General features: G+C 59.3%; 23 protein-coding genes. 9 read left to right on the top strand and 14 right to left on the bottom strand.

Annotated features, from left to right (window positions below):
* Positions 1-86 precede the first annotated feature (86 nt).
* Complete coding sequence (ycaC, locus tag AC5SEM_RS13210; RefSeq protein WP_007915995.1) at positions 87-719, top strand: isochorismate family cysteine hydrolase YcaC; 633 nt, start codon at positions 87-89, stop codon at positions 717-719.
* 67 nt (positions 720-786) lie between these two features.
* On the opposite strand, the gene AC5SEM_RS13205 is transcribed toward ycaC, so the two are convergent.
* From AC5SEM_RS13205 to AC5SEM_RS13180, 6 genes are all read right to left on the bottom strand, one after another.
* The gene (locus AC5SEM_RS13205) at positions 787-1,707 is read right to left on the bottom strand and encodes a LysR family transcriptional regulator (RefSeq protein WP_495473253.1); all 921 of its coding nucleotides are present in this window, start codon (positions 1,705-1,707) and stop codon (positions 787-789) included.
* Positions 1,708-1,800: 93 nt separating this feature from the next.
* Positions 1,801-2,511 (bottom strand): SDR family NAD(P)-dependent oxidoreductase, encoded by a 711-nt coding sequence (locus AC5SEM_RS13200; RefSeq protein ID WP_150652777.1) that lies wholly within the window; start codon positions 2,509-2,511, stop codon positions 1,801-1,803.
* A gap of 49 nt (positions 2,512-2,560) precedes the next feature.
* The gene (locus AC5SEM_RS13195; RefSeq protein ID WP_077572473.1) at positions 2,561-3,217 is read right to left on the bottom strand and encodes a DsbA family oxidoreductase; all 657 of its coding nucleotides are present in this window, start codon (positions 3,215-3,217) and stop codon (positions 2,561-2,563) included.
* Entirely contained in the window at positions 3,214-3,429 is a 216-nt protein-coding gene (locus tag AC5SEM_RS13190; RefSeq protein WP_016987787.1) for a tautomerase family protein, read from the bottom strand. Before AC5SEM_RS13190 ends, AC5SEM_RS13195 begins: the two co-directional genes overlap by 4 nt.
* A gap of 182 nt (positions 3,430-3,611) precedes the next feature.
* Positions 3,612-4,307 carry a tRNA (adenine(22)-N(1))-methyltransferase gene (locus AC5SEM_RS13185; protein WP_495473467.1) on the bottom strand — a complete coding sequence of 232 codons (696 nt, stop codon included), beginning with the start codon at positions 4,305-4,307 and terminating at the stop codon, positions 3,612-3,614.
* Between the two features lie 123 nt (positions 4,308-4,430).
* Positions 4,431-5,480 carry an NAD(P)-dependent alcohol dehydrogenase gene (locus tag AC5SEM_RS13180; protein ID WP_495473252.1) on the bottom strand — a complete coding sequence of 350 codons (1,050 nt, stop codon included), beginning with the start codon at positions 5,478-5,480 and terminating at the stop codon, positions 4,431-4,433.
* A gap of 188 nt (positions 5,481-5,668) precedes the next feature.
* Here AC5SEM_RS13180 and AC5SEM_RS13175 point away from each other — a divergent pair, with 188 nt between their 5' ends.
* Positions 5,669-6,595 carry a Gfo/Idh/MocA family protein gene (locus AC5SEM_RS13175; protein WP_495473251.1) on the top strand — a complete coding sequence of 309 codons (927 nt, stop codon included), beginning with the start codon at positions 5,669-5,671 and terminating at the stop codon, positions 6,593-6,595.
* Positions 6,596-6,705: 110 nt separating this feature from the next.
* Here the strand turns inward: AC5SEM_RS13175 and AC5SEM_RS13170 are convergent, their stop codons facing one another.
* Complete coding sequence (locus AC5SEM_RS13170) at positions 6,706-7,632, bottom strand: alpha/beta hydrolase (protein ID WP_495473250.1); 927 nt, start codon at positions 7,630-7,632, stop codon at positions 6,706-6,708.
* 120 nt (positions 7,633-7,752) lie between these two features.
* Between AC5SEM_RS13170 and AC5SEM_RS13165 the strand changes: the two genes are divergently transcribed.
* A complete protein-coding gene (locus AC5SEM_RS13165) occupies positions 7,753-8,691 on the top strand; it encodes a LysR family transcriptional regulator (RefSeq protein ID WP_077572477.1) in 939 nt (312 codons plus the stop codon).
* Between the two features lie 117 nt (positions 8,692-8,808).
* Here the strand turns inward: AC5SEM_RS13165 and AC5SEM_RS13160 are convergent, their stop codons facing one another.
* The 5 genes from AC5SEM_RS13160 to AC5SEM_RS13140 all read right to left on the bottom strand — a co-directional run bounded on the left by AC5SEM_RS13160 (position 8,809) and on the right by AC5SEM_RS13140 (position 15,306).
* Entirely contained in the window at positions 8,809-10,074 is a 1,266-nt protein-coding gene (locus tag AC5SEM_RS13160; protein WP_495473249.1) for an NAD(P)/FAD-dependent oxidoreductase, read from the bottom strand.
* Positions 10,064-11,656: an aldehyde dehydrogenase (NADP(+)) gene (locus tag AC5SEM_RS13155; RefSeq protein WP_495473248.1), complete on the bottom strand. Its 1,593-nt coding sequence runs from the start codon at positions 11,654-11,656 to the stop codon at positions 10,064-10,066. Before AC5SEM_RS13155 ends, AC5SEM_RS13160 begins: the two co-directional genes overlap by 11 nt.
* Positions 11,657-11,728: 72 nt before the next feature.
* Positions 11,729-12,676: a dihydrodipicolinate synthase family protein gene (locus AC5SEM_RS13150; protein ID WP_495473247.1), complete on the bottom strand. Its 948-nt coding sequence runs from the start codon at positions 12,674-12,676 to the stop codon at positions 11,729-11,731.
* 55 nt (positions 12,677-12,731) lie between these two features.
* Entirely contained in the window at positions 12,732-13,658 is a 927-nt protein-coding gene (locus tag AC5SEM_RS13145) for a 4-hydroxyproline epimerase (RefSeq protein ID WP_495473246.1), read from the bottom strand.
* A gap of 22 nt (positions 13,659-13,680) precedes the next feature.
* Complete coding sequence (locus AC5SEM_RS13140; RefSeq protein WP_495473245.1) at positions 13,681-15,306, bottom strand: APC family permease; 1,626 nt, start codon at positions 15,304-15,306, stop codon at positions 13,681-13,683.
* Between the two features lie 231 nt (positions 15,307-15,537).
* Between AC5SEM_RS13140 and AC5SEM_RS13135 the strand changes: the two genes are divergently transcribed.
* Positions 15,538-16,308 (top strand): AraC family transcriptional regulator, encoded by a 771-nt coding sequence (locus AC5SEM_RS13135; RefSeq protein WP_123593317.1) that lies wholly within the window; start codon positions 15,538-15,540, stop codon positions 16,306-16,308.
* A 112-nt stretch (positions 16,309-16,420) separates the two neighbouring features.
* Here AC5SEM_RS13135 and AC5SEM_RS13130 read toward each other — a convergent pair whose 3' ends face one another.
* Both AC5SEM_RS13130 and AC5SEM_RS13125 read right to left on the bottom strand, forming a co-directional pair.
* Positions 16,421-17,017, bottom strand: coding sequence for a LysE family translocator (locus AC5SEM_RS13130; RefSeq protein ID WP_495473244.1), 597 nt, complete (start codon positions 17,015-17,017; stop codon positions 16,421-16,423).
* A 54-nt stretch (positions 17,018-17,071) separates the two neighbouring features.
* Positions 17,072-17,908 carry an AraC family transcriptional regulator gene (locus AC5SEM_RS13125; RefSeq protein ID WP_495473243.1) on the bottom strand — a complete coding sequence of 279 codons (837 nt, stop codon included), beginning with the start codon at positions 17,906-17,908 and terminating at the stop codon, positions 17,072-17,074.
* 137 nt (positions 17,909-18,045) lie between these two features.
* Here AC5SEM_RS13125 and AC5SEM_RS13120 point away from each other — a divergent pair, with 137 nt between their 5' ends.
* The 5 genes from AC5SEM_RS13120 (at position 18,046) to benB (ending at position 23,144) form a co-directional block, all read left to right on the top strand.
* Positions 18,046-18,321 carry a hypothetical protein gene (locus AC5SEM_RS13120; protein ID WP_495473242.1) on the top strand — a complete coding sequence of 92 codons (276 nt, stop codon included), beginning with the start codon at positions 18,046-18,048 and terminating at the stop codon, positions 18,319-18,321.
* 67 nt (positions 18,322-18,388) lie between these two features.
* Positions 18,389-19,312, top strand: a complete 924-nt coding sequence (locus AC5SEM_RS13115) for a bifunctional helix-turn-helix transcriptional regulator/GNAT family N-acetyltransferase (protein ID WP_495473241.1) — start codon at positions 18,389-18,391, stop codon at positions 19,310-19,312.
* Between the two features lie 879 nt (positions 19,313-20,191).
* On the top strand, positions 20,192-21,148 hold the full coding sequence (locus tag AC5SEM_RS13110) for an AraC family transcriptional regulator (RefSeq protein ID WP_495473240.1): 957 nt from the start codon (positions 20,192-20,194) through the stop codon (positions 21,146-21,148).
* Positions 21,149-21,300: 152 nt separating this feature from the next.
* The gene (gene benA / locus AC5SEM_RS13105) at positions 21,301-22,656 is read left to right on the top strand and encodes a benzoate 1,2-dioxygenase large subunit (protein WP_123593310.1); all 1,356 of its coding nucleotides are present in this window, start codon (positions 21,301-21,303) and stop codon (positions 22,654-22,656) included.
* Complete coding sequence (benB, locus tag AC5SEM_RS13100; protein WP_137216584.1) at positions 22,656-23,144, top strand: benzoate 1,2-dioxygenase small subunit; 489 nt, start codon at positions 22,656-22,658, stop codon at positions 23,142-23,144. Before benA ends, benB begins: the two co-directional genes overlap by 1 nt.
* Positions 23,145-23,159 lie beyond the last annotated feature (15 nt).

The raw sequence follows: 23,159 nt of genomic DNA, 5'->3' as shown, positions 1-23,159 counted from the left end.
CCGATTTATCCCGTCCCTGTGCGTCAGTAATCTGTACCCAACTTGAACGCAACAACAAATTCAAAAACTCAAAAGGGAAGCAGACCATGACCACTCCAACCTACAACCGCCTGAACAAAGACGACGCCATCGTGCTGCTGGTCGACCACCAGACCGGCCTGATTTCTCTGGTGCAGGACTTCTCGCCAAACGAATTCAAGAACAACGTGCTGGCCCTGGCTGATCTGGCGAAGTTCTTCGAACTGCCGACCATCCTCACCACCAGTTTCGAACAAGGCCCGAACGGCCCGCTGGTACCGGAACTGAAAGAGATGTTCCCGGACGCGCCGTACATTGCTCGCCCAGGTCAGATCAACGCCTGGGACAACGAAGATTTTGTGAAGGCGATCAAGGCTACCGGCCGCAAGCAGATCATCATTGCCGGTGTAGTGACGGATGTCTGCGTAGCGTTCCCGACCTTGTCGGCGCTGGCGGAGGGGTTTGAGGTGTTTGTGGTGACTGATGCGTCCGGCACCTTCAACACCACCGTGCAACAGGCTGCGTGGAGCCGCATGACTCAGGCCGGTGCGCAGATGATGAACTGGTTCTCGGTGGCGTGTGAGCTGCACCGCGACTGGCGCAACGACATTGAAGGGCTGGGTAATTTGCTGTCGCAGCGGATTCCCAACTACCGCAACCTGATGAACAGCTACTCGGCGCTGACCGCTCAGCAGAAGTAAGCCTGCGCGAGCAAACAAAAGCCTGCCCTGAAAAGCAGGCTTTTGTGTCGCGCCGATTCAATCAGCGTCAACCGGCCCACTCATCACGAAACTGCAACAGAAACTCGACAAACGCTCGCACCCGTTGCGGCACATACCGGCCGTGCGGGTAGAGCAAGGTGTAAGGTCGCGAGCGCCCGGCGTACGGCTGTAGAACCTCGACGAGGCTGCCGTCGGCCAGCTCCTTTTCGACGATGAACTTGTAAGTCTGGAAGACCCCGGCACCATGTTTGGCCAAGGTGACTCCGCCAAGTACATCGTCGGAGCACGAGTAACCGCCGTCGGAAAACACTTCACGATCCTGCCCGTGTTCCTGAAACAGCCAAGAGATCCGCCGCCCGCTGCTCGGCAGTTCGAACTGAATGCACTCGTGTTGCACCAGATCCTCAAGCGTCTGCGGTGTGCCAGCCTTTTTCAAATAATCGGGCGAGGCGACTACCACCAGTTTTGCATCCTCCAGCAGCCGCGCGACCATGGTCGAATCCGGTTGCGCGCGCACGCGGATCGCCAGATCGTAGCCTTCGCCGACGAAGTCGATATTGCGGTTGCCCAAGTGGATGTCGACGGTGACATCGGGATAGAGCGCGCGAAATTTCGGCAGCAGCGGCAGGATGCGGTGATGGCCGTAAGTGGTGGGCAGGCTGATGCGCAACTGACCGGACGGTGAGGTTTGTGCGCCCATGACTTCCTGTTGCGCTTCGACCAGTTGGGTCAGGGCCTGGCTGCACTGGACGAAAAAATTTCTACCGGCCTCGGTCAAACGAATGCTGCGCGTGGTGCGGGCAAACAGGCGCGAACCCAAGCGCTGTTCCAGACGCAGAATCGACCGGCTCACCGCGGCCGGCGTCACACCCGCGAGCTGCGCGGCGGCGGTGAAACTGCCGGCTTCAGCGGCGAGGCAAAAGAGCTCGATGCTGCCTAACTGCAAGTCTTCAAAGTGGCGCTTCATGTGAGTACACCGAGGATCAACTGACGGTTCATTCTCAGGCTTATCTCATGAAGCGGCACCGCCGGTACACACCGGCAGTGCTGTGGGGAGGTATCAATGGCCAGCGCTTTGACCACCGTCGACATGGAGGATTTCGCCGGTCACGAAGTTAGCGCCGTCCAGATAGAGGATCGCTTGCACGATGTCATCGATCTCACCCATATGCCCGACCGGGTGCAGGCTGCCGAGGGCGGCGTGCGTCTCTTCGCCGTGCATCGGCGTTTTGATGATGCCCGGCGACACCGCGTTGACCCGAATGCCGCGCTTGGCGTACTCGATGGCCAAGGATTTGGTCGCCGCGTTGATGCCGCCCTTGGTGAGCGAAGCGAGCACCGACGGCACGCCATCAATTGCGTGGTCGACCAGACTGGTGGTGACGCTGACGATATGGCCGCTGGCGTTTTTCTCCATTTCGGCAATCGCCAATTGCGAGATGTGGAAGAAGCCGCTCATGTTGGTCGCTACCACTTGTGCGTAGTCTGCCTGGCTGTACTCGGTGAAAGGCTTGGCGACGAATATCCCGGCGTTATTGACCAGCGTGTCGATGCGCCCGAAGCGAGCAACGGCTTCGCGGATCACGCGCTCGGCGGTCTGCGGGTCGGCGATGTCACCGGCGACGGCGAGAATGTCCGGGTCAGTGGATGGCTTGATCGAACGCGAGGTTGCGACAACCTGATAGCCGCGCTCACGGAAACCCTTGACCAGACCTGCGCCAATGCCTTGCGAAGCGCCGGTAATCACTACAACTTTGTTGGACGTGCTCATGATGTTTCCTCATGCAATCTGAATGGTTTGAAAAAACGAAGTTCGGGTGTCAGGCGTGAGCCGCAATCTGCGCAGCTTGACGTAACGCTTGCTGGTAATAAGCGACGGACTGGGAACCGGGGATGACCTGTTTGTCGTCGATCACCATGGCCGGAACCGAATCGATGCCGCGCTGCTGATAAAACCGTTCAAGTTCGCGCACGGCCTGGCTGAACTCTGCGTTGGCCAGCACCTCTTGCGCACGCGGGCCATCGAGCCCGACTGCTTCTGCCAGTGTCACCAGCGTGGCGTGGTCATTCGGGTTCATGCCGTCAGTGAAGTAGGCCTTGAGCAAGGCTTGCTTCAACTCACGCTGACGTCCTTGTGTGGCGGCCCAGAACAGCAATCGATGGGCATCGAAGGTGTTGTGGAAATGGCTGCGTTTTTCCAGGTCGAAGTGAAAGCCGATCTGCTCGCCGCGCTCGATGATCATCGCGTTGCGATCCGCCACTTGCTCGGCACTGCGCCCGTATTTGCGCATCATGTGCTCGATGGCGTGTTCACCTTCGGCGGGCATGTCAGGGTTCAGTTCGAACGGTTTGTAGGTCAGTTCCACATCGACTTCGCCCGCCAGATTCTTGATCGCTTGCTCCAGAGCGGTAGCGCCCAACGCGCACCAGGGGCAAACGACATCCGAGACGAAATCGATTTTCACTGCCCGGCTCATGACTGCGAGTCCGCCAACTGTTGGCGATATTCGGTGGTGGTGATGCCGGCATAACCCCAGTTATCGGTGTCGACTTCTTCGATCACGATGTGGGTGAGTTTCGGATCCTTGTGCAGCACCCGCTGCATCGTTTCGGTGATTTCCTTGATGACCTGGGCTTTCTGTTCCCGGGTCACGCCGTCACGGGTGATACGTACGCTGATAAAAGGCATTTGGGGTATCTCCAGTCGCTGGCCCGTCGGAGTGATGGGCGGCTGTTGGAGAGGACTTTAAGAGGCAGGGAAGAATTGATAAATGGGGCTTGAGGTACATCATTTGTGATGTCGTGTATCAAATGAGGGCGCGCGAGCAGTCATCTTGTGCACGCGCTGTCTCAGTGCGAAAACGCCGGCGCTCAGGCCAGCAGTTCGGTAATCCAGCGTGTCTGTTGTTTGAGGTCTTGCAGCTTTTGCTCTGGCAGGCTTTGCTGCGCATGGGCGAGCTTGCTCAGCGTCTTCTGCTTGTGGTGAAGTTTGTGCTGCCATTTGCGCAGAAACTCGGGGCTGCGGGCCTGCATCTGCAAGGGGCCGAAGTACAGCTCCTGGTCGGTATAAGTCACCGGTTCGGCGCGCTCGGCAACGATGATTTCATAGTGGAAGCGGTTTTCCCGCAGCAGCTCTTCGCTGAGGATGCGGTAGCCGTTTTCCATCAGCCACTGGCGCAAGGGTTGTTCGCCGCCGTTGGGTTGCAGGATCAGACGTTCCTGGCCGCTGAGGTGAGCCTCGCCGTTGTCGAGGATGTCGCGGATGGTTTCACCGCCCATGCCGCAGATCGTGATGGCGGTGATGCCGTCGTCAGGTTTGATTGCTGCCAGACCATCGGCCCTGCGCACACAGATGTGCTGCTGCAAATCGTTTTCGCGCACAGTGCGTTCAGCCGCGTGGAACGGCGTCAACGCGACTTCGCCAGCCACGGCCGCAGTGATCAAACCACGACGCATCAGCGCCACCGGCAGATAGCCGTGGTCCGAGCCGATATCGGCCAGCCGTGCTCCGGCAGGTACGTGGGCAGCCACGCGCTCAAGGCGCATGGACAATGTCTGTTCGTTCAACGGCAACCCCTTGATGGCAGGCAAAGGGGTGCGACTCTGGCGAGCAACGCCGGGCCTGTCAAATCCCGGCGACGGAATTCAATGGCCCATTGGCCGCGCTGAACGGCCAATGGGCGCTGAGGCTTAGCCGGCCAACGTTGCGTTGTTGATCACGAAACGATACTTCACGTCACCCTTGAGCATGCGTTCGTAGGCATCGTTGATCTGGTCGGCGCGGATCAGTTCGATGTCGGAAACGATGCCGTGCTCGGCGCAGAAATCCAGCATCTCCTGAGTTTCCGGAATGCCGCCGATCATCGAACCGGCAATCGTGCGGCGCTTCATGATCAGGTTGAACACGTTCGGCGACGGATGCGAGGTGGCCGGCGCACCGACCAGCGTCAACGCACCGTCACGCTTGAGCAGCACCAGAAATGCGTCGAGATCGTGCGGCGCCGCGACGGTGTTGAGGATCAAGTCGAAACTCTTGGCGTGGGCGGCCATTTCTTCCGCGTTGCGCGACACCACCACTTCATCGGCGCCCAGCGCTTTGGCCGCTTCGCGTTTCGATTCAGAGGTAGTGAACGCGACAACGTGCGCACCCAGAGCGTGAGCCAGTTTGATGCCCATGTGGCCGAGGCCACCGATGCCGACCACGCCGACTTTCTTGCCCGGTCCCGCATTCCAGTGACGCAGCGGCGAGTAGGTGGTGATGCCCGCGCACAGCAGCGGTGCGACAGCGGCCAGTTGTGCCTCGGGATGACGGATGCGCAGCACGTAGCGTTCATGCACGACGATGTTTTGCGAGTAGCCGCCCAGCGTCCAGCCCGGTGCATCAGCGGTCGGGAAGTTGTAAGTGCCGATCATGCCGTCGCAATAGTTTTCCAGCCCGCTTTCGCAGTCATCGCAATGTTTGCAGCTGTCGACGATGCAACCGACGCCGACCAGATCACCGACCTTGTAGTCCGAAACATGTGCACCGACGGCGGAAACGCGGCCGACGATTTCGTGGCCCGGGACGCAAGGGAATTGCGTGCCGGCCCACTCCGCCCGTACCTGATGCAGGTCGGAATGGCAGATGCCACAGAACGCAATGTCGATCTGCACATCATGGGCGGCCGGCGCGCGGCGGTTGATCTGCATCGGTTCAAGGGGTTTATCGCCCGCGTGGGCGCCGTAGGCTTGTACAAGCATGGGAACATCCTCGATCGGTTTGTCGTAAGGCATTGTTTCTTTTCCCGCGCTGCGGGCACTAGTGCATTCCTGTGCAATCCTTGCCTGATCCTGTGCGTTGTTGTGACATTGCGCGGACAGACGCTTGCGCTGTTTGCAGGTAATCTCCCGATTCACTGACGACAACAAAATCAAAACAGGAGTCATTGATGCAACCAATCCGTCTCGGTCTGGTGGGCTACGGCAAGATCGCCCAGGATCAACACGTCCCGGCAATCAACGCCAATCCGGCTTTCCAGTTGGTCTCCGTCGCCACCCAAGGCAAGCCTTGTGCTGGCGTGGAAAACTTCCAATCGTTGAGTGAGTTGCTGGAAAACGGCCCGTCGGTGGACGCGATTGCCTTCTGCACCCCGCCGCAAGGGCGTTTCGCACTCGTACAGCAAGCCTTGGCCGTCGGCAAACACGTGCTGGTTGAGAAGCCCCCGTGCGCCACGTTGGGCGAAGCGCTGGCCTTGGTCGATCAGGCCGCAGAGCAGGGCGTCAGCGCATTGTTTGCCTGGCATTCACGCTACGCGCCCGGTATCGAAGCCGCTCGCGACTGGCTCGCCTCGCGCACTTTGCAAAGCGTGCAGATCGACTGGAAAGAAGACGTGCGCAAATGGCACCCCGGTCAGACCTGGATCTGGCAACCCGGCGGTCTCGGCGTATTTGATCCGGGCATCAATGCCTTGTCGATCGTCACCCATCTGTTGAAGCTGCCGCTGTTTGTCGAATCGGCTGAGCTGCGCGTACCGAACAACTGCCAATCGCCGATTGCCGCTTCGATCAAAATGGCTGATGCGCATCAACTCGATGTGCGTGCGGAGTTCGACTTCGACCATGGCCATGATGAGCTGTGGAGTATCGAGGTGCGTTGCGCTGAAGGCGTGTTGCGCCTGGATAACGGTGGTGCGTTGTTGAGCATCGATGGCGTGCGTCAGGCCGTGTCGGAGGAGGGTGAGTACGCTGCGGTGTACAGACATTTTCAACAGTTGATCGGCGACAAGGCCAGTGACCTGGATGTGCAGCCGTTGCGCTTGGTGGCGGACAGTTTCTTTGTCGGCAGTCGGGTGTCGGTTGAAGCGTTTTACGATTAGTGCGACGGGCAACGTAACCGGTCAATCGCTCTTTACTTGTTTTCCTTGCCGACGCTCTATTGAAGGCAGAACGGCGGGAACTGAACAGCTCCCGCCGTCTGAATTTCTATTCAGCGACTGGCTTTGGCCAGACCCGCCTCAATGAAACGTACTGAGCTCTCCATTGCCTGTTGACCTTCTGGCAGCATGGCAGAGTAGAAGTGCCAGGCGTGGAACATGGCAGGCCATACCTCGAGATTGACTCGGACACGGTTGTCCGCCAGATGGCTGGCAAGCCGCATCGCGTCACTCAGCATCAGCTCGTTCTCGCCAATCTGAATCAGAATGGGTGGGAGTCCAGTGACGTCCGCGAAAACCGGCGATGCCAGAGGATGGTTGGCCAGTGTCTCGCCAAGGAATGTTCTGGCAAGAATATCCAGAACAGGCTTGGAATTCAGCGGATCCAGGCCCTCACGGTTGCTCATAGAGGCGCCGGTGTGTTCGAGATTTGCCCAAGGCGAGATCGAAGAACCCACCGCAGGTAACGCAAGCCCTTTGGATTTGGCCGCCACCATCACGCTTACAACCATTGCGCCGCCAGCCGACTCGCCGGAAAACGCGATTTTTTCAGCCGGGATTTTCTGCTCAAGCAACCACTCGTAGGCGCGCAGTGTGTCGTCGATGGATGCGGGGAATTTGTGCTCCGGGGCCAGGCGGTAGTCAGGCATGTATACACGAGCACCCAGCATTTTCGCGTAGTTGCCACCAATGCCGTGGTAGCCATCTGGACGGCCGACAATATACGCCCCGCCATGGATGTACATCACAACTGCGTCGGTCTTGACTTCATCGGGTGTCACCAGGGTCCCTGGAACACCGCCCATGTCGACTGCTTCGAACCTGACGCCGGTGGGCGCTGGATTTTGCGCGAGCATTCCTGCGTAGGCGTCGCGGATATCGCTCATTTTCGTGGTGGTATCAATGCCTTTGAGGACAGGTACCAAATCGCTCAGGCTGTTGGCCCAGGTTTGAACGGCTGCTTTTACTTTCGTATTCATAGTGATCTCGATTGAAGGAGGGCGTTGGATTAGCTAATTGAGATACTATTCTCTTGATTGGGGAATAGGGTTCCCCATAGCGAGTGCCGGGGCGCCCGAACGTTGATCGAGTGAGGAAGTATGGAAATTCATAACCTGAACGACATCGCGGCTTTTGTGAGTTCTGTAAATGCCGGAAGCTTTACCGCAGCTGCCAAGCAATTAGGTCTCACTCGTTCGGCAGTGGGTAAATCGATTGTCAGGCTGGAAGCTCGATTGCAAGTGCGGTTACTCAACCGCACAACCCGCAGTCTGAGCCTGACGGACGACGGTCAGGTTCTCTACGAGCGCTGCGTTGGCATCCTTCAAGATCTTGACGATGTCGAAGATGCACTGGCGTTTCGTCGCTCGACACCCAGTGGGCGATTGCGTATGAGTCTGCCGGTCGCACTGGGTAGGCTTCACGTTCTCCCGCATATCGAATGCTGTCTGAAGGACTGGCCTTCGCTAAGTGTCGACGTTACGTTTTCCGACCGACTGGTAGACCTCATTGATGAGGGGTTTGATCTGGCCATGCGAATTGGCCCGCCCAAAGAGGATTCTCGATTGCTGACACGCACCGTGGCGTACCAGCAGATGATCACCTGTGCTTCACCCCACTATCTGGCTGAGCATCCACGGCCGCAAACGCCCGAAGAACTGTCCACGCACGAATGTCTGCATTTCGTCAGCGGGGGACGATTACTTCCATGGAATTTTCGAGTAGACGGCCAAGCGGTTGCCTTTACTCAAGGTGGGCGGCTACAGATGGACAGCGCGGAAGCGCTGCATGAGTGCGCGATGGCGGGCTTGGGTATTGCGACACTGCCGTCGTACGTAGTGAGCCACCAACTACGCAGCGGCAAGCTTGTTCAACTGCTCGAAGAATACGCTGAGGCCGCAGAACCCATCCGGATCATCTATCCCAGCAAACGACACCTTTCGCCCAAGATCCGCCTGTTCATCGACAAGCTCTTAGACGCGTGGTCACCTTGTCCGCCGTGGGAACAATGTCTGGTTGATGATATTGGCGCTGTATGAAAAGGGGAGCTGATGCTCCCGGCGGAACGGCTAGCTGCAATGTCGCCAGGAGCGCTGAAAGAAGCGTTACAACCGATCACTTGAGGGCAGACGCTCAATCGCATCGGCACCCGCCGTTCAGAAACGATCGAGTCTGAAGCGTTCATCTGCCGTCAGATCAGTCACCTGATGCGTCGTTGCCGGCAAAGCCATCCGCACCACCATCTCCGCTGTCACCGCCGCCTGCGTCAGCCCCAGATGCTGATGGCCAAAAGCAAGCAACACCTTACCTCCACAGACCCGATCAATCACCGGCAACGAATCCGGCAACGACGGTCGAAAGCCCATCCACGGCGTCGCCGCTTCAGCGCTCAGATCCTTGCGAAACAAGCCCTGACTCAACCGATGCAACTGCCACGCGCGTTCCATGCTCGGTGGTTTTTCCAGACCGGCGAACTCGACGGTGCCCGCCAACCGCAACCCCTCGGACATCGGCGTCATGATGAACTTGCGTTCCAGTGAGGTGACGGGGAAGGGCAGTCGGTCGTGTTCCTGAGGCAGCATCAGGTGATACCCGCGCTCGGTGTCCAGCGGTACTTTTTTGCCGGTGAGGGCGGCGGTGAGTTTCGCCGAATGTGCGCCACAGGCGATCAGCACGCGGCGTGCAGTCAGACCGCCATTGCCGGTGGTCAGCGTCACCCCGTGCTCTTGCACATAGCCACCCTGAACCTGCTGCTGTACGAAGCTCACGCCGCTGGTCTTGGCCGCTTCGACCAATTCACACACCACGCGATACGGGTCGATGAAGTGCCCGGTGCGGGGGAAGAACAACCCACCCTGAATCTGTTCGCTGAGTTGCGGCGCGGTTTCGCGGATGGCGCCGGCCTGCCAGTAATCGACCGGCACCTGCTGCTGATGCAGTCGAGCCTGTAATGCCTGGATTGCCTGACGCGATTCGGGACGTTCGAACACCAGTAACGAACCATCGATCTTCAGCAGGTCCGGCCGCTGGATGTCGGCGAGCAAGCGCTGCCAGGCCTCCAGACTGCTTTCATTCAGGGCGCGCAAGCCTGCCACAGTATTCTGAAACGGCGCCGGGCGCAGGTTCAGCAGCAGGCGGGTGAACCACGGCAAGGCGCGCGGCAGGTACTTCCAGTCCAGTCGCAATGGCCCCATCGGGTCCATCAGCATGGCCGGCAGGCGCTTGAGGATGGACGCGTCGGCAATCGGAAACACCTGCTCGGTCGCCAGATGCCCGGCGTTTCCGAACGAAGCACCGTGGCCGGGTTGCTGCTGATCGATGACCGCTACGCGCAATCCCTGGCGAGCCAGACGTAGTGCGCAGGCGACGCCGATGATGCCGGCGCCGACCACGGCGATGTCGTGGGAGACGTTATTCGCCATGGTGCAGAGCTTCCCTTTGCCCATCGAGCAGACGCCGCAATTGCAGCGGATTGGCCTGCTTCAGTGCGGTCGGCAACAGGCTGTCCGGGAAGTCCTGATAGCAGACCGGGCGCAGAAAACGCAGGATCGCCGCTGTACCGACGGATGTCGTGCGCGAGTCGGAGGTGGCCGGGAACGGCCCGCCGTGCACCATTGCGTCACACACCTCGACCCCGGTGGGCCAGCCATTGATCAGCAAGCGACCGGCCTTGCGTTCCAGTGTTGGCAGCAGGGCGCGTGCCTGTTCCAGGTCTTGGTCATCAAGGTGCAACGTGGCGGTCAACTGGCCTTCCAGATGTTCGCTGACCTGACGGATTTCAGCTTCACTTTCGCATTGCACAATCAACGCAGCTGCACCGAAGGCTTCGGCTTGCAGGCGGTGATCGGCGAGAAAGTCGGCGGCTTCGGTCACGAATACATGGGCCTGACATTGGTTCGGGCCGTTGCCGGTCTGACCAACACCGGCGATGTTCGCACTGGCATTCTCGGCCAGCGCATTCACGGCAGATTCGTAAGCACTGAAGATGCCCGGTGTCAGCATCGTTTGCGCCGGACTGCGTTGAATAATTTTGGTGGTGGCGCCAATGAATCTGTCCAGCGCCGGTCCTTTCAAGGCAATCACCAAGCCCGGATTGGTGCAGAACTGGCCCGCGCCCAGCATCAGCGACGCCACAAACCCTTCAGCCAACGCCTGCGTGCGATTCTCCAGCGCCGCCGGAAACAGCAGCACCGGATTGATCGAACTCATTTCCGCGTATACCGGAATCGGCTCGGGCCGTGCTTGCGCCGCTTGAATCAATGCCAGACCGCCGCTGCGCGAACCGGTGAAACCCACTGCTTTGATCCGTGGATCAGTGACCAGCGCAATGCCCACCTCGCGGCCGGAACCGTACAGCAACGAGAACACGCCTTCCGGCAAACCACAGGCTTTCACTGCCCGCGCCACTGCGCGACCGACCAGTTCGCTGGTGCCGGGATGCGCGCTGTGCGCCTTGACGATCACCGGGCAACCGGCGGCCAATGCTGACGCGGTGTCACCACCGGCCACGGAAAACGCCAGTGGAAAATTGCTCGCGCCGAATACCGCGACCGGCCCCAGTGCAATCTGCCGTTGACGCAGATCCGCACGCGGCAGCGGTTGACGCTGCGGCTGCGCGCTATCGACGCGTACGTCCAGCCATTCACCGGCGCGAACCGTGCGGGCGAACATTCTTAATTGCTGGCAAGTACGCCCGCGTTCACCTAGCAGTCGTGGTCGCGGCAGGCCGGTTTCCGCGTGAGCCCGGTCGATCAGTTCATCGCCGAGGGCTTCGATTTCCTTGGCAATGCTTTCAATAAATTCGGCGCGGACATTCAGGGTGGTCTCGCGATAAACATCGAACGCTGCCCACGCCAGAGCACAGGCCTGTTCGACATGCTCGGCCGATCCACCGGCATACGCCGGTTGCAGCGCTTCATCGGTGGCCGGATTGATCCCGTGAATGGCGGCGCGATTGCCCGCAACCGAGTGCTGCCCGATCAGCATGTGGCCCGTCAGAGTCATGGTGTCTTCCTGAGAAAAAGGGAAATGCCTGCCGCTTAGCGCAACGCATAACGGCAGGTGAGGAGGTGTTGATCAGGCGAAGTTCTGTTCCGCCGACCAGTTCTCGTACCAGTGACGGAACAGCGAGTACTGCTTCTCGGCATAACGCCGCTGCGAATCGCTCAACGCATCGGTTTCGTTGAAGTGCAGGGTGTATTCCTTGTCGCCGTTGAGCACCATCAGGTGCTTGTAATACAGCACCAGATCGCAGCCTTCATCGAACGACGACAGCACTGCCAGCGCCGATTCCAGCTCCCGCGCCTGACGACGGGCCTTGGCATCACCCTTGGCCGCTTGCTTGCTCAGCGCGACCAATTGCAGCACCTCGCGGGGCAGGGCGTTGCCGATACCGGTGATCGCGCCGGTGGCGTTGCAGTTGACGAAACCGTGCACCACTTGGGTATCGACGCCGACCATCAGCGTCACGTCTTCATCTTTGGAGGTGATGTTTTCGGCGGCGTAACGCAGGTCGGCGCCACCGCCAAACTCCTTGAAGCCAATCAGGTTCGGGTGCTCGCGGCGCAGTTCGAAGAACAGGTCGGCGCGGGTGGCGAAGCCGTAGTAAGGGCTGTTGTAGATCACTGCTGGAAGGTTCGGTGCGGCTTGCAGAATCGCGGCGAAGTGGGCTTTTTGCGCGGCCGGCGAAGCACCACGGGACAGTACGCGCGGAATCACCATCAAACCCTGCGCGCCGACTTTCGCCGCGTGGGCTGCATGGGAAACCGCTTCACGGGAATTCACCGCGCCGGTGCCGACGATGGTTGGAATCCCGGCAGCGACCAGACGCGCCACGCCTTCCTGCCGTTCAGCCTCGGTGAGCAACGGCCAGTCGCCCATCGAACCGCAATAAACCACGGCGCTCATGCCGATATCGATCAGTTCGCGACCCTTGGCCACCAACGCGTCGAAGTCCGGTTTGCGCTGGGCGGTGCACGGGGTCATCAGGGCCGGCATGCAACCGGTGAAGATGTTGTCGCTCATTGTTTTAACTCCTTGGCACATCATTCAAAGTAAGGTGAAAAGTCTGCGCGGTGGCTCAGATGCCCCACGCGAACGGGTCTGCTTCATCGATCAGCAAGGTGCTGTCGGCGGTCATGTACGCGCGTCCGGTGATGTACGGACGAATGCGTTCGCCTTGCCATTCGAAGCGGCCTTCGAACTGGCTGCCGGTGATGCTCGCCTGCACCCAGGTTGCGCCGGGTTGCAGCTTGTCGTCGGCGGCCAGACAGGCGAGTTTGGCGCTGGTGCCGGTGCCGCACGGGGAGCGGTCGTAGGCTTTGCCGGGGCACATGACGAAGTTGCGGCTGTCGGCCTGATCGTCATCGGCGAACAGTTCGATGTGGTCGATGACGGCACCGTCTTCGCCGTAAATGCCTTGGTCTTCGAGGGCTTTGAGCATCGCCCAGGTGTAAGCGGTGAGGTGTTCGACGTTGTCCATCGTCAGCGTCTGACCGTGCTCGGACACGAGGAAGAACCAGTTGCCGCCATAGGCGATATCGCCCAACACGCGGCCGTAACCCGGAACATCCACCGGCACCTGTCTGCGGTGGCGATAAGCGGGGACGTTGCCCAAGGTGACGGTCCCGTCCTCATGCAACGTGGCGCTGACCGGGCCGACAGGCGTATCGATCTTGTGGATGCCCGGTTGGATTTTTCCCAGATACTGCAACGAGTTGATCAGGCCGATGGTGCCGTGGCCGCACATACCCAGATAACCGGCGTTGTTGAAGAAAATCACCCCGCACGTGGCGTCCGGCGAGACCGGCGCGCAATACAACGCGCCGACCAGCACATCGTTGCCGCGCGGTTCCAGCAGGCAGGCGCGGCGCCATTGATCATGCTGAGTGCGCAGCGCATCGCGTTTCTCGACCATGCTGTTGCCGGGCAGATCGGGGAAGCCTGTCATCACCAGACGCGTGGGTTCACCGCCGGTGTGGGAATCAATGACGTGTAGTTCTTTCATGGATAGATTCCTTTAGGTGATTTCAGTAGGCGCCGGCAGGGCGCGCAGCCACGGTCGATGCGGGGGCGGGGGCTTCGCTTTCTTCATCGTCCTCTTCCAGACGCAGCAGATGCGCCGGCACACCAGTCGCCGCGCCCCAGTAATAAATGCCGGTGGCGCAAGCAGCGACGACAATGGTGTCGAACGGATGGGCGAGGATGCCCAGGCCACCAAAGGTGCCGAGTTTCGACAGCACGATGGTCACCGCGTAGAAGGCGATCAGCCACGCCGAGGAACGCACTTGGCTGGCCAGATTGAGGTGAGCGGTCGGCACAAAACGACCGCACAGCAGATACACAACGAACATCAGGATTTGCAGGCCGAGCAGCCACGACACGGTGTTCCAGCCCGACCAGTAGACGATCAGCGCGGCGATGATGAACGACACTGGCCCGAGCACGCCCATGCATTTGACCCGGAACGGGCGTGGCATGTCCGGCGCATTGCGGCGCAGCGCGGCGACTGACACAGGTGCCACGGCGTAGCTCAGCACCAGCGCGGCGGAGACCACGTTGATCAGCGCTTCCCAGGACGGGAACGGCAGGGTCCAGAACACCGACAGGGCAAAGGTCAGCCACAGCGCCGGACGCGGGATGCCGGACTTTTCATCGATGTGGGTGAAGACTTTGAAGAAGGTCCCGGTCTGCGCCCAGCCATAGATCACTCGCGGGGTGGCGTTCATGTAGATGTTGCCGCAGCCACTCGGCGAGATCACCGCATCGGCGACCACCAGATAGGCCAGCCAGCCCACACCCAGTGCCAGTGCGATGTCGCGGTACGGCAGGGAAAATTCCTTGCTGATCCCGGCCCAGCCATTGGCGAGCATTTCGGTCGGGATGCTGCCGAGAAAGGCCATTTGCAGCAGCACATAAATCAACGTCGACAGCAGCACCGAGAGGATCAGTGCGATGGGAATGGTGCGCTGTGGATTCTTCACTTCACTGGCCACCGAGATGATCGGCGTCAGCCCCAGGTAAGCGAAAATCACACCGCCCGCCGACACCGCCATTTCGATACCGGACAAGCCGAACGGGGCGAAACCTTGTACTTGGAAATTCGCCGGTTTGAAGAAGCTGAACAGCACGCCGATCACCAGCAACGGCACGATGAACTTGAACACGCTGACCAGATTGTTGGCCTTGGCGAAGGTCTTTACGCTGCGGTAGTTGAGCAGGAAGAACACACAGAGCAGGCCGAACTGCACCATCCAGCCGAGGATCGTCGGATCGCCGCTGCCAGCCTTGGTCAGCTCGGGAAACCACGCTGCCGCGTATTGGCGCGAGGCAACCACCTCAATCGCCACCAGACTGGAAAACGCAATCAGGGTGATGAAGCCCATCAGGTAGCCGAGCAGCGGCCCGTGGGAGTAAACCGGATAACGCACCACGCCGCCGGCTCGCGGCAATGCAGCGCCCAGCTCGCAATAGACGATGCCCAGCAACAACACGGCAAAACCGCCCAGCAGCCAGGAAAAAATCCCCGCCGGCCCGGCAATGGCGGACACATGACTGGCCGCGAACAACCAGCCTGAACCGAAAATCGCACCGAGCCCGATAAATGTGAGGTCGATCAGTGAAAGCTGTTTTTTGAACTTGCCTTGGCCTGACATGGCATCGCCTTCTTGTGAGTTATTGGATAGGCAGTTGTGTCACTGGGACGGCCAGACTTTGAACTCATCGATGGTGTGGCGATTGATGTTTTGCGGCGGCTTCGATGACGAAATCAGCACAATCGCACTGGCGAAACGTGGCCCTCGACAGGTCTTGAACGATGCTGCAATCTGCACGCGAAGGCCGCATGGCGGGCGCTTCGTCCATCCACGTTACGAGAGGAATCTTTGATGCAACAGGCGTTTTCGATCCTGTCTCAAGGCATCGATGGGCATCGTCCGCAGACACTGGAGGAGTTGTTGGCCGGTGCGGCGCTGTTGTTGCCGATGCTCGATGTGATCCCTAACGCGGCGATTTTCATCAAGGATGTGCAGGCCCGTTACGTGCTCGCGAATCGCACGCTGGTGCAGCGCTGTGGCTTGAAAGATTTGCGTCCGTTACTGGGCAAGACCAGCGCGCAGGTATTCCCGGCGCAACTCGGGCCGGGCTATACCGAGCAGGACCGCAAGGTGCTGGAGGAGGGCTTTGTGCTGGAGGACCAGCTCGAACTGCATCTGTACGGCAGTCGCGAACCGGGTTGGTGCCTGACGCACAAGCAGCCGCTGTACAACCGTGACGGGGTGATCATTGGTCTGGCGGGCATTTCGGTGGACCTGCAATCTGCCAGTGAAACCCACCCGGCATTCGAGCGGCTGGCGGCAGTCGATGAGCACATCCGCGCGAATTTCAATCGCCGCGTCACCCTCGGTGAACTGACGCGCATCGCCGGTATTTCAGTCGCGCAACTGGAGCGCTACTGCAAACGCGTGTTCCACCTGACGCCACGGCAGATGATCCAGAAAGTGCGGCTCGAACACGCGCACCGCTTGCTGCACACCGACCTGCCGATTACCGATGTGGCGCTGCAATGCGGCTATACCGATCACAGCGCCTTCACTCGGCAGTTCAAGGCCTCGACCGGGTTTACGCCGCGCGAGTATCGACAGGCCACCTCACCCTGATGAAATGGTATTGAAGCGCTATGTAGGAGCTGCCGAAGGCTGCGATCTTTTGATTCTGTTTTTTAAGATCAAGATCAACAGATCGCAGCCTTCGGCAGCTCCTACAGTGGAGTTATTTCAGGACAGTCAGCCATGCCGAGAGCAGTAACAACAGCGCCAGTGCCGCATTCATCCGCTTGAACGCCTTTGGCGATCCCATCAACCGCGCGCTGCCCACACCCAGTAACGCCCACAACGTCATGCACGGCAACGACACCAGCAAGAACGCCAGCGACAGCACCAGCAGTCGCAAGGTCTTGTCGCCACCGCCGACAAACACGCTGACCACCGCCACGGCCATCATCCACACCTTGGGATTGACCAGTTGCAGCATGGCGGCGCCCAGCACGCTGAAACCTTCTTCCTGCGTATCCGTCGGGTCCAGCGATGGCGGCGTGCTGCGGAAGATCTGCCACGCCAGCCAGCTCAACCAGAGCACACCGACCCAGGCCATGGCTTGCTGCACACGCGGGTAGCGCAGCAAGGTTTCGCCGGCACCGAGGCCAACCACCAGCACTATCAGTGCCGCCGCCGCGCAGGCGCCAAAAATGATCGGCAGCGTGGCGAGCAAGCCTTGGCGCGAACTGTGGCTCAGCACCAGAATATTGGTCGGCCCCGGCGTGATCGAAGCAACGAAAGCAAACAGCAGGAAGGGCAATAACGACGCCATGGGCGGATTCCTTGGAAGTAAACACAGGAAGCCATGATCGCCAGTCGTTGTGGGTCAGTCTGGAAGGTTTGAGCAGCGCTTGCGGTAGTCGGCGGGGGTGAGTTGATAGGCTCGGCGGAACCACCGCCCCATGTGACTCTGGTCAGAAAAACCGAGCACGCTGGCGACCTGCGCCGGCGTTTCACCCCGGGCCAGTAACTGCCGCGCCTTTGCCAGGCGCAACTGGATCAGGTACGCGTGCGGCGCCAGGCCAAAAGCCGACTTGAAGGCGCGGCTGAGACGAAAACGGTCCACGCCGCAGACCTGCGCCAGATCGTCGAGACCGATATCTTCATAGGTATGCGCGTGCAGATAATCCCGCGCCAGTTGCGCCACCAACGGCAGGCGCGGATCGAAGTCCAGGCGCTTGCGCCAGTCGAGATGGCGCGTGAGCGAGCTCAGCAATCCGTCGATGGCGGTTTGCCGGACGATACGCAGATCACCGTCATGCAACGCATGGAAGGCTTGACTGATCGCTGTGGCCAGACGCGGGTCCTGGCTCAGCGTGTCGGCAAAACCGGGCTGGCTGTCGGACGGTGCATCTTCGAACAGCGCGTGCATTTCACGCTCAAGCCAATGTGGGTCGAGGTAGAGCATCGAATAAGTGAAACCGTCCTCGGTCGGCGCCTGGCCATCGTGGATTTCTCCCGGCTCCAGCAAGAACACGTTGCCCGGCGTACTGCGATGGCGCACACGGCGACAATTGAACTGCTGCACACCTTGCTCGGTGACGCCGACGAGGAAGCTGTCATGCCAGTGCGGATCGTAGGCATGGCCCTCAAAGTGAGCGCGAATCGATTCAATCCCGGTGTCGACATCCTGGGACAGCTCGATCCAGTTGCGTTTATCCACGAAGGCTCCAGTGTTCGCCATTGAAAGGTGCGGCCCCATAAAATACCGCGCAATGGTGAAGGGCGTTTAGAAGATTTGTGCAGGTGAGGGGGCTAGACTCTGTAGGTCTCGACCCCTTTGCCGGCAGGTGGAATGCGATGATTAACCGATGCTCGTTCTGGGGCATGCTCACCCTGATCGGTCTTAGCCTGACGCTTGGCGCAGGCTGCTCCAGCCGAAAACACTATCCACCATCCGGTGTTGGCGATGCCTGCTACGCCAAAGCCTTGCCGTCGGTCGGTGAGGGCGGTCTGGCCTGGGGTTCCAGTCTGAACATGGCCCGGCAGAAGTCGCTGAACAACTGCATCCGTTATGCCGGGCGCTCCGGGGGCACGCCGAACACCTGTCAGGTGGTCTTGGCCAAATGCAAATAGCTTTCTGTTGACATGGTTGCGTTAGGCAAATATATAGTTGCCGTAAGCAATTATCTGAGTGTTTGCCATGTCCAGCAGCCATCTCCTCGAGCAAGCCGACGTTGTGCGCGGCTTCAACCGCTTCTACACCCATCAGATCGGCGTATTGCAGGAGCATTTGCTGCAAAGCGACTACTCGCTGACCGAGCTGCGCATCTTGTATGAATTGGCCTCGCGCGGTGATCTGACCAGCGCGGATCTGCGCCAGATGCTCGGCCTCGACGCCGGTTATATGAGCCGCATCATCAGCGGTTTCGAGAAGCGCGGCCTGATCCAGAAAGTGCCGTCACCCACGGATGCTCGCGCTGCGCAATTACACCTTACTGACCTGGGCCGTGAAATCCTGATCCCGCTGGAAAAGGCTTCCCGCGAACAGATCGTCGCCATGCTCGAGCGGTTGTCTGAACCGCAGCAGAAACAATTGATCGGCGCCATGACGTTGATCCAGACACTGCTGCAAGGCAACAAGGATTCGAACTACGTGTTACGCGATCCGCAGCCCGGCGACATGGGCACGGTGATGCAGCAACAAGCGGCTCTGTATTCCCGTGAATACGGTTGGAACGCGGAGTTCGAGGCGTTGGTGGCGGAGGTGGTCGCCAAGTACCTGCGCGACTACGACCCCACCTGTGAGCGCTGCTGGATTGCGGAAAAGGACGGCAAGGTCATCGGCTCCGTGTTCATCGTCCGCCAGGATGAAACGACCGCCAAACTGCGCATGCTCTACGTCGACGCCAGCGCGCGGGGCTTGGGCATTGGCAGTCGTCTGGTCGAGGAGTGCCTGCGCTTTGCCCGGCAGATTGGCTACCAGAAAATGACCCTGTGGACGACCAGCAACCTGACGGCTGCACGCAAGATTTATCAGCAGGCCGGGTTTGAACTGGTGGAGGAAGAAGCGGTTCACAGCTTTGGCAAGGATCTGCTGAGTCAGACGTGGGCACGGGTGTTGTGATCTGATTTTCATCGGCGGATGCAGTGAAAGGACAGACGAAAAAAAACCGCCTTTGCGGGGCGGTTCTTTTGTAAACCTTGGTTTGCGACCGAGGTTTGTTGCTTCACTAGCTGCTTTAACGTTCGCTCATGGTAGGAGTCTTTGTGCCCCCTTGCAAGGTTAAAGTTCGTATGGAACTGGTTGTTTGCGCTATTTAATTTCCAGAAAAAGCTGGCAGAAATAATGCATAACAAAACAGAAAATTACTTTTCCTGAAAGCCTTTGAATGAAGGTTATGATGCGGGCGCTCACTTGTTCAAGCAACGGTGAGGCCAGGCTGGTGACTCAACGGTTTCATGCCCTTTGACACGGTTTTGCACCCGTGCCGGAATGATGTTTCGGAGGGGTTTCAACCGGCCGCCTCACTAGCTGCTTTAACGTGCAGGCTGAAGGCAAGCATGATCCGGTAAGTTTGCCGGAGGTTTGGCCCCCAGCCCTGGAGGCCAAAACGTATGAAGCTTTTGCTGCGTACGCTGAGCCTTGTATGGAGATTGTTTAAAGCATTTCGCTTTTACGAGTTCCTGCGAGACCACTTTGACGACCTGAAGTAACGGCCGTTGAGGTGGGAGAAGCCCGTTTCAGTTTCGACTGAAACGGGCTTTTTTTGTTTTATAAAACTGTCATAAGTAGGATTTTTCTGTGTCGGTTTTTTTTGCGTGTAGGGCATTTCTTCGGCAAGTGTAGGCGATGGATAAACCACTCCGTAATCCACAGGAAGTGTTCGATTATCGAATACCCAAACCTTCGTCCAATTGCCCACCGTGACACTCCGGCGTACTGTGACTCGTGATGCCTGAAACCCCGTGATCCGAAAATAACGACAACAACGAGCAATGCCCCATGGACAGCCATCTGCTGAGCGATCGCAGCAGCGTGTTCCGTCACGCTGACCCTTATGCCGTCTCCGACTACGTCAATCAGCACGTCGGCCAGCACTTCATCGGCCTGTCCAGAACCACCCACCCGCAAGCCAGCCTCAACCATCGCAAACTCGCCGATCTCGATCTGGCCCGCATCAGCTATGGCGGCAGCGTGCGCGTGACCTCAGTGGCGCTGGAGACCGTTTACCACCTGCAAGTGCTCTTGCAAGGCAATTGCCTGTGGCGCGGGCACAAGCACGAACAGCATCTCGTGCCTGGCGAGTTGCTGTTGATCAACCCGGATGACCCGGTCGATCTGACGTACTCGGAAGACTGCGAGAAATTCATCCTCAAGGTACCGGTCAGCGTGCTCGAATCGGTGTGCGACGAGCAGCGCTGGCAGCGTCCGGCAAGCGGTATCCGGTTCCTGCGCAATCACTATCGGCTGGAAGAGCTGGAAGGCTTCACCAATCTGCTGGCGATGATCTGTCAGGAAGCCGAGGCCAGCGATCCGTTGCTACGCGTGCAGGAGCATTACGCGCAGATCATCGGCAGCAAACTGATCTCGCTGATGAGCACCAACGTCAGCCGTGAGTGCCTGAATGCGCCGAGCGTCAGCTTCGAGCGCATTCTCGATTACATCGAACGCAACCTTAAACTGGATTTGCCCGCCGAACATCTGGCCGCACAGGCGAGCATGAGCCCGCGCTCGCTGTACACCTTGTTTGAACGCCAACTGGGCGTTACGCCGATGCAATACATCCGCCAACGCAAGCTTGCGCGCATCCACGCCTGCCTCAGCGATCCGAGCTGCCCGGTACGCAATCTCACCGAACTGGCCCTGGACTACGGCTTCCTGCACCTCGGCCGTTTCTCCGAAAGCTATCGCCAACAGTTCGGCGAACTGCCGTCGCAGACCTTCAAACGCCGCCACTAAAACACAGCGCTAAACCCCTTCCGAAACACGCCGAATCATCTGCCGCGCCATCCTGCACAAAACGGATAGCGATCTGCAGGATTCGGCTATTGCCCCGTGCTTCGCCTCCCTAATCTGACCTGGCCTGAACAATAACAATGGAGGCCCCGGCCATGTCCCTGGGAATCGACTACCTCAATGCCATGCTTGAAGAAGACAAGGAGAAGGGCGCCTACCGCTGCAAGCGGGAGATGTTCACTGATCCGCGGCTGTTCGAACTGGAAATGGCGCACATCTTCGAAGGCAACTGGATTTACCTCGCCCACGAAAGCCAGCTGCCCAACAACAACGATTTTCTCACCACCACCATGGGGCGCCAGCCGATCTTCATCGCGCGCAACAAGGACGGTGTGCTCAACGCCTTCCTCAATGCTTGCAGCCATCGCGGCGCCATGTTGTGCCGGCACAAGTCCGGCAACCGCTCCAGCTACACCTGCCCGTTTCACGGCTGGACGTTCAACAACAGCGGCAAACTGCTCAAGGTCAAAGACCCGAGCGAGGCTGGATACCCGCAAGGTTTCAACTGCGAAGGCTCTCACGACCTGAGCAAAGTCGCGCGTTTCGAGTCCTATCGCGGCTTCCTGTTCGGCAGCCTGAATGCCGATGTGAAATCCCTTGCTGAACATCTGGGCGAATCCGCCAAGATCATCGACATGATCGTCGATCAGTCGCCAGAAGGCCTGGAAGTGTTGCGCGGCTCCAGCTCTTACATTTACGAAGGCAATTGGAAACTCACCGCTGAAAATGGCGCCGACGGCTACCATGTCAGCTCGGTGCACTGGAACTACGCCGCCACCCAGAACCAGCGCCAGCAGCGCGAAGCAGGTGAGGCGATCAAGACCATGAGCGCCGGCAGTTGGGCGAAGAAAGGCGGCGGTTTCTACTCGTTCGATCACGGCCATCTGCTGCTCTGGACCCGCTGGGCCAACCCCGAAGACCGTCCCGCCTACGAGCGTCGCGACGAACTGGCGCGGGATTTCGGTCAGGCCCGTGCCGACTGGATGATCGAAAACTCGCGCAACCTGTGCCTGTACCCCAACGTGTACCTGATGGATCAGTTCAGTTCGCAGATCCGCATCGCCCGGCCGATCTCGGTCGACAAGACCGAAATCACCATTTACTGCATCGCTCCCAAAGGTGAGAGCGCTGAAGCGCGGGCCAAGCGCATTCGTCAGTACGAAGACTTCTTCAACGTCAGCGGCATGGCTACGCCGGATGACCTCGAAGAGTTCCGCTCGTGCCAGACCGGTTACGGCGCTGGCCGTGGCTGGAACGACATGTCCCGGGGCGCGACCCACTGGGTTGAAGGCGCCGACGCAGCCGCCGAAGAAATCGATCTGAAACCTCTGCTCTCCGGCATGCGCACCGAAGACGAAGGCCTGTTCGTGCTGCAACACAAGTACTGGCAGGAAACCATGCTCAAAGCCGCTGCCACCGAACCACAACTGATCCCCGTGGAGGCCGTGTGATGAGCAACCTCTACGACAGCGTGCGCGATTTTCTCTACCGCGAGGCGCGTTATCTCGATGACGGCCAGTGGGATCAATGGCTGGAACTGTACGCCGCCGACGCCACTTTCTGGATGCCGGCCTGGGACGACAACGACACGCTCACCGAAGACCCGCAAAGCGAAATCTCGCTGATCTGGTACGGCAACCGTGGCGGCCTCGAAGACCGCATCTTCCGGATCAAGACCGAGCGCTCCAGCGCGACCATTCCCGACACCCGCACCTCGCACAACCTGAGCAACATCGAAATCGTCGAGCAGAGCGCAGACCAGTGTCTGGTGCGCTTCAACTGGCACACCCTGAGCTTTCGCTATCAGGTCACCGACAGCTACTTCGGCAGCAGTTTCTACACCCTCGATCTGCGTGGCGAACAGCCGCTGATCAAGGCCAAGAAAGTCGTGCTGAAAAACGATTACGTCCGTCAGGTCATCGACATCTACCACATCTAGTCGACACGGCGAGGT

This window comes from Pseudomonas sp. CH61 (assembly GCF_059429415.1).
Note: the sequence above shows the minus strand (reverse complement) of the source record. Positions and strands in the feature narration are given on the sequence as shown.

Coding starts and splice junctions, on each gene's coding strand:
- ycaC (WP_007915995.1), top strand. CDS start 87: ATGACCACTCCAACCTACAACCGCCTGAACAAAGACGACGCCATCGTG.
- AC5SEM_RS13205 (WP_495473253.1), bottom strand. CDS start 1,707: ATGAAGCGCCACTTTGAAGACTTGCAGTTAGGCAGCATCGAGCTCTTT.
- AC5SEM_RS13200 (WP_150652777.1), bottom strand. CDS start 2,511: ATGAGCACGTCCAACAAAGTTGTAGTGATTACCGGCGCTTCGCAAGGC.
- AC5SEM_RS13195 (WP_077572473.1), bottom strand. CDS start 3,217: ATGAGCCGGGCAGTGAAAATCGATTTCGTCTCGGATGTCGTTTGCCCC.
- AC5SEM_RS13190 (WP_016987787.1), bottom strand. CDS start 3,429: ATGCCTTTTATCAGCGTACGTATCACCCGTGACGGCGTGACCCGGGAA.
- AC5SEM_RS13180 (WP_495473252.1), bottom strand. CDS start 5,480: ATGCTTGTACAAGCCTACGGCGCCCACGCGGGCGATAAACCCCTTGAA.
- AC5SEM_RS13175 (WP_495473251.1), top strand. CDS start 5,669: ATGCAACCAATCCGTCTCGGTCTGGTGGGCTACGGCAAGATCGCCCAG.
- AC5SEM_RS13170 (WP_495473250.1), bottom strand. CDS start 7,632: ATGAATACGAAAGTAAAAGCAGCCGTTCAAACCTGGGCCAACAGCCTG.
- AC5SEM_RS13165 (WP_077572477.1), top strand. CDS start 7,753: ATGGAAATTCATAACCTGAACGACATCGCGGCTTTTGTGAGTTCTGTA.
- AC5SEM_RS13160 (WP_495473249.1), bottom strand. CDS start 10,074: ATGGCGAATAACGTCTCCCACGACATCGCCGTGGTCGGCGCCGGCATC.
- AC5SEM_RS13155 (WP_495473248.1), bottom strand. CDS start 11,656: ATGACTCTGACGGGCCACATGCTGATCGGGCAGCACTCGGTTGCGGGC.
- AC5SEM_RS13150 (WP_495473247.1), bottom strand. CDS start 12,676: ATGAGCGACAACATCTTCACCGGTTGCATGCCGGCCCTGATGACCCCG.
- AC5SEM_RS13145 (WP_495473246.1), bottom strand. CDS start 13,658: ATGAAAGAACTACACGTCATTGATTCCCACACCGGCGGTGAACCCACG.
- AC5SEM_RS13140 (WP_495473245.1), bottom strand. CDS start 15,306: ATGTCAGGCCAAGGCAAGTTCAAAAAACAGCTTTCACTGATCGACCTC.
- AC5SEM_RS13135 (WP_123593317.1), top strand. CDS start 15,538: ATGCAACAGGCGTTTTCGATCCTGTCTCAAGGCATCGATGGGCATCGT.
- AC5SEM_RS13130 (WP_495473244.1), bottom strand. CDS start 17,017: ATGGCGTCGTTATTGCCCTTCCTGCTGTTTGCTTTCGTTGCTTCGATC.
- AC5SEM_RS13120 (WP_495473242.1), top strand. CDS start 18,046: ATGATTAACCGATGCTCGTTCTGGGGCATGCTCACCCTGATCGGTCTT.
- AC5SEM_RS13115 (WP_495473241.1), top strand. CDS start 18,389: ATGTCCAGCAGCCATCTCCTCGAGCAAGCCGACGTTGTGCGCGGCTTC.
- AC5SEM_RS13110 (WP_495473240.1), top strand. CDS start 20,192: ATGGACAGCCATCTGCTGAGCGATCGCAGCAGCGTGTTCCGTCACGCT.
- benA (WP_123593310.1), top strand. CDS start 21,301: ATGTCCCTGGGAATCGACTACCTCAATGCCATGCTTGAAGAAGACAAG.
- benB (WP_137216584.1), top strand. CDS start 22,656: ATGAGCAACCTCTACGACAGCGTGCGCGATTTTCTCTACCGCGAGGCG.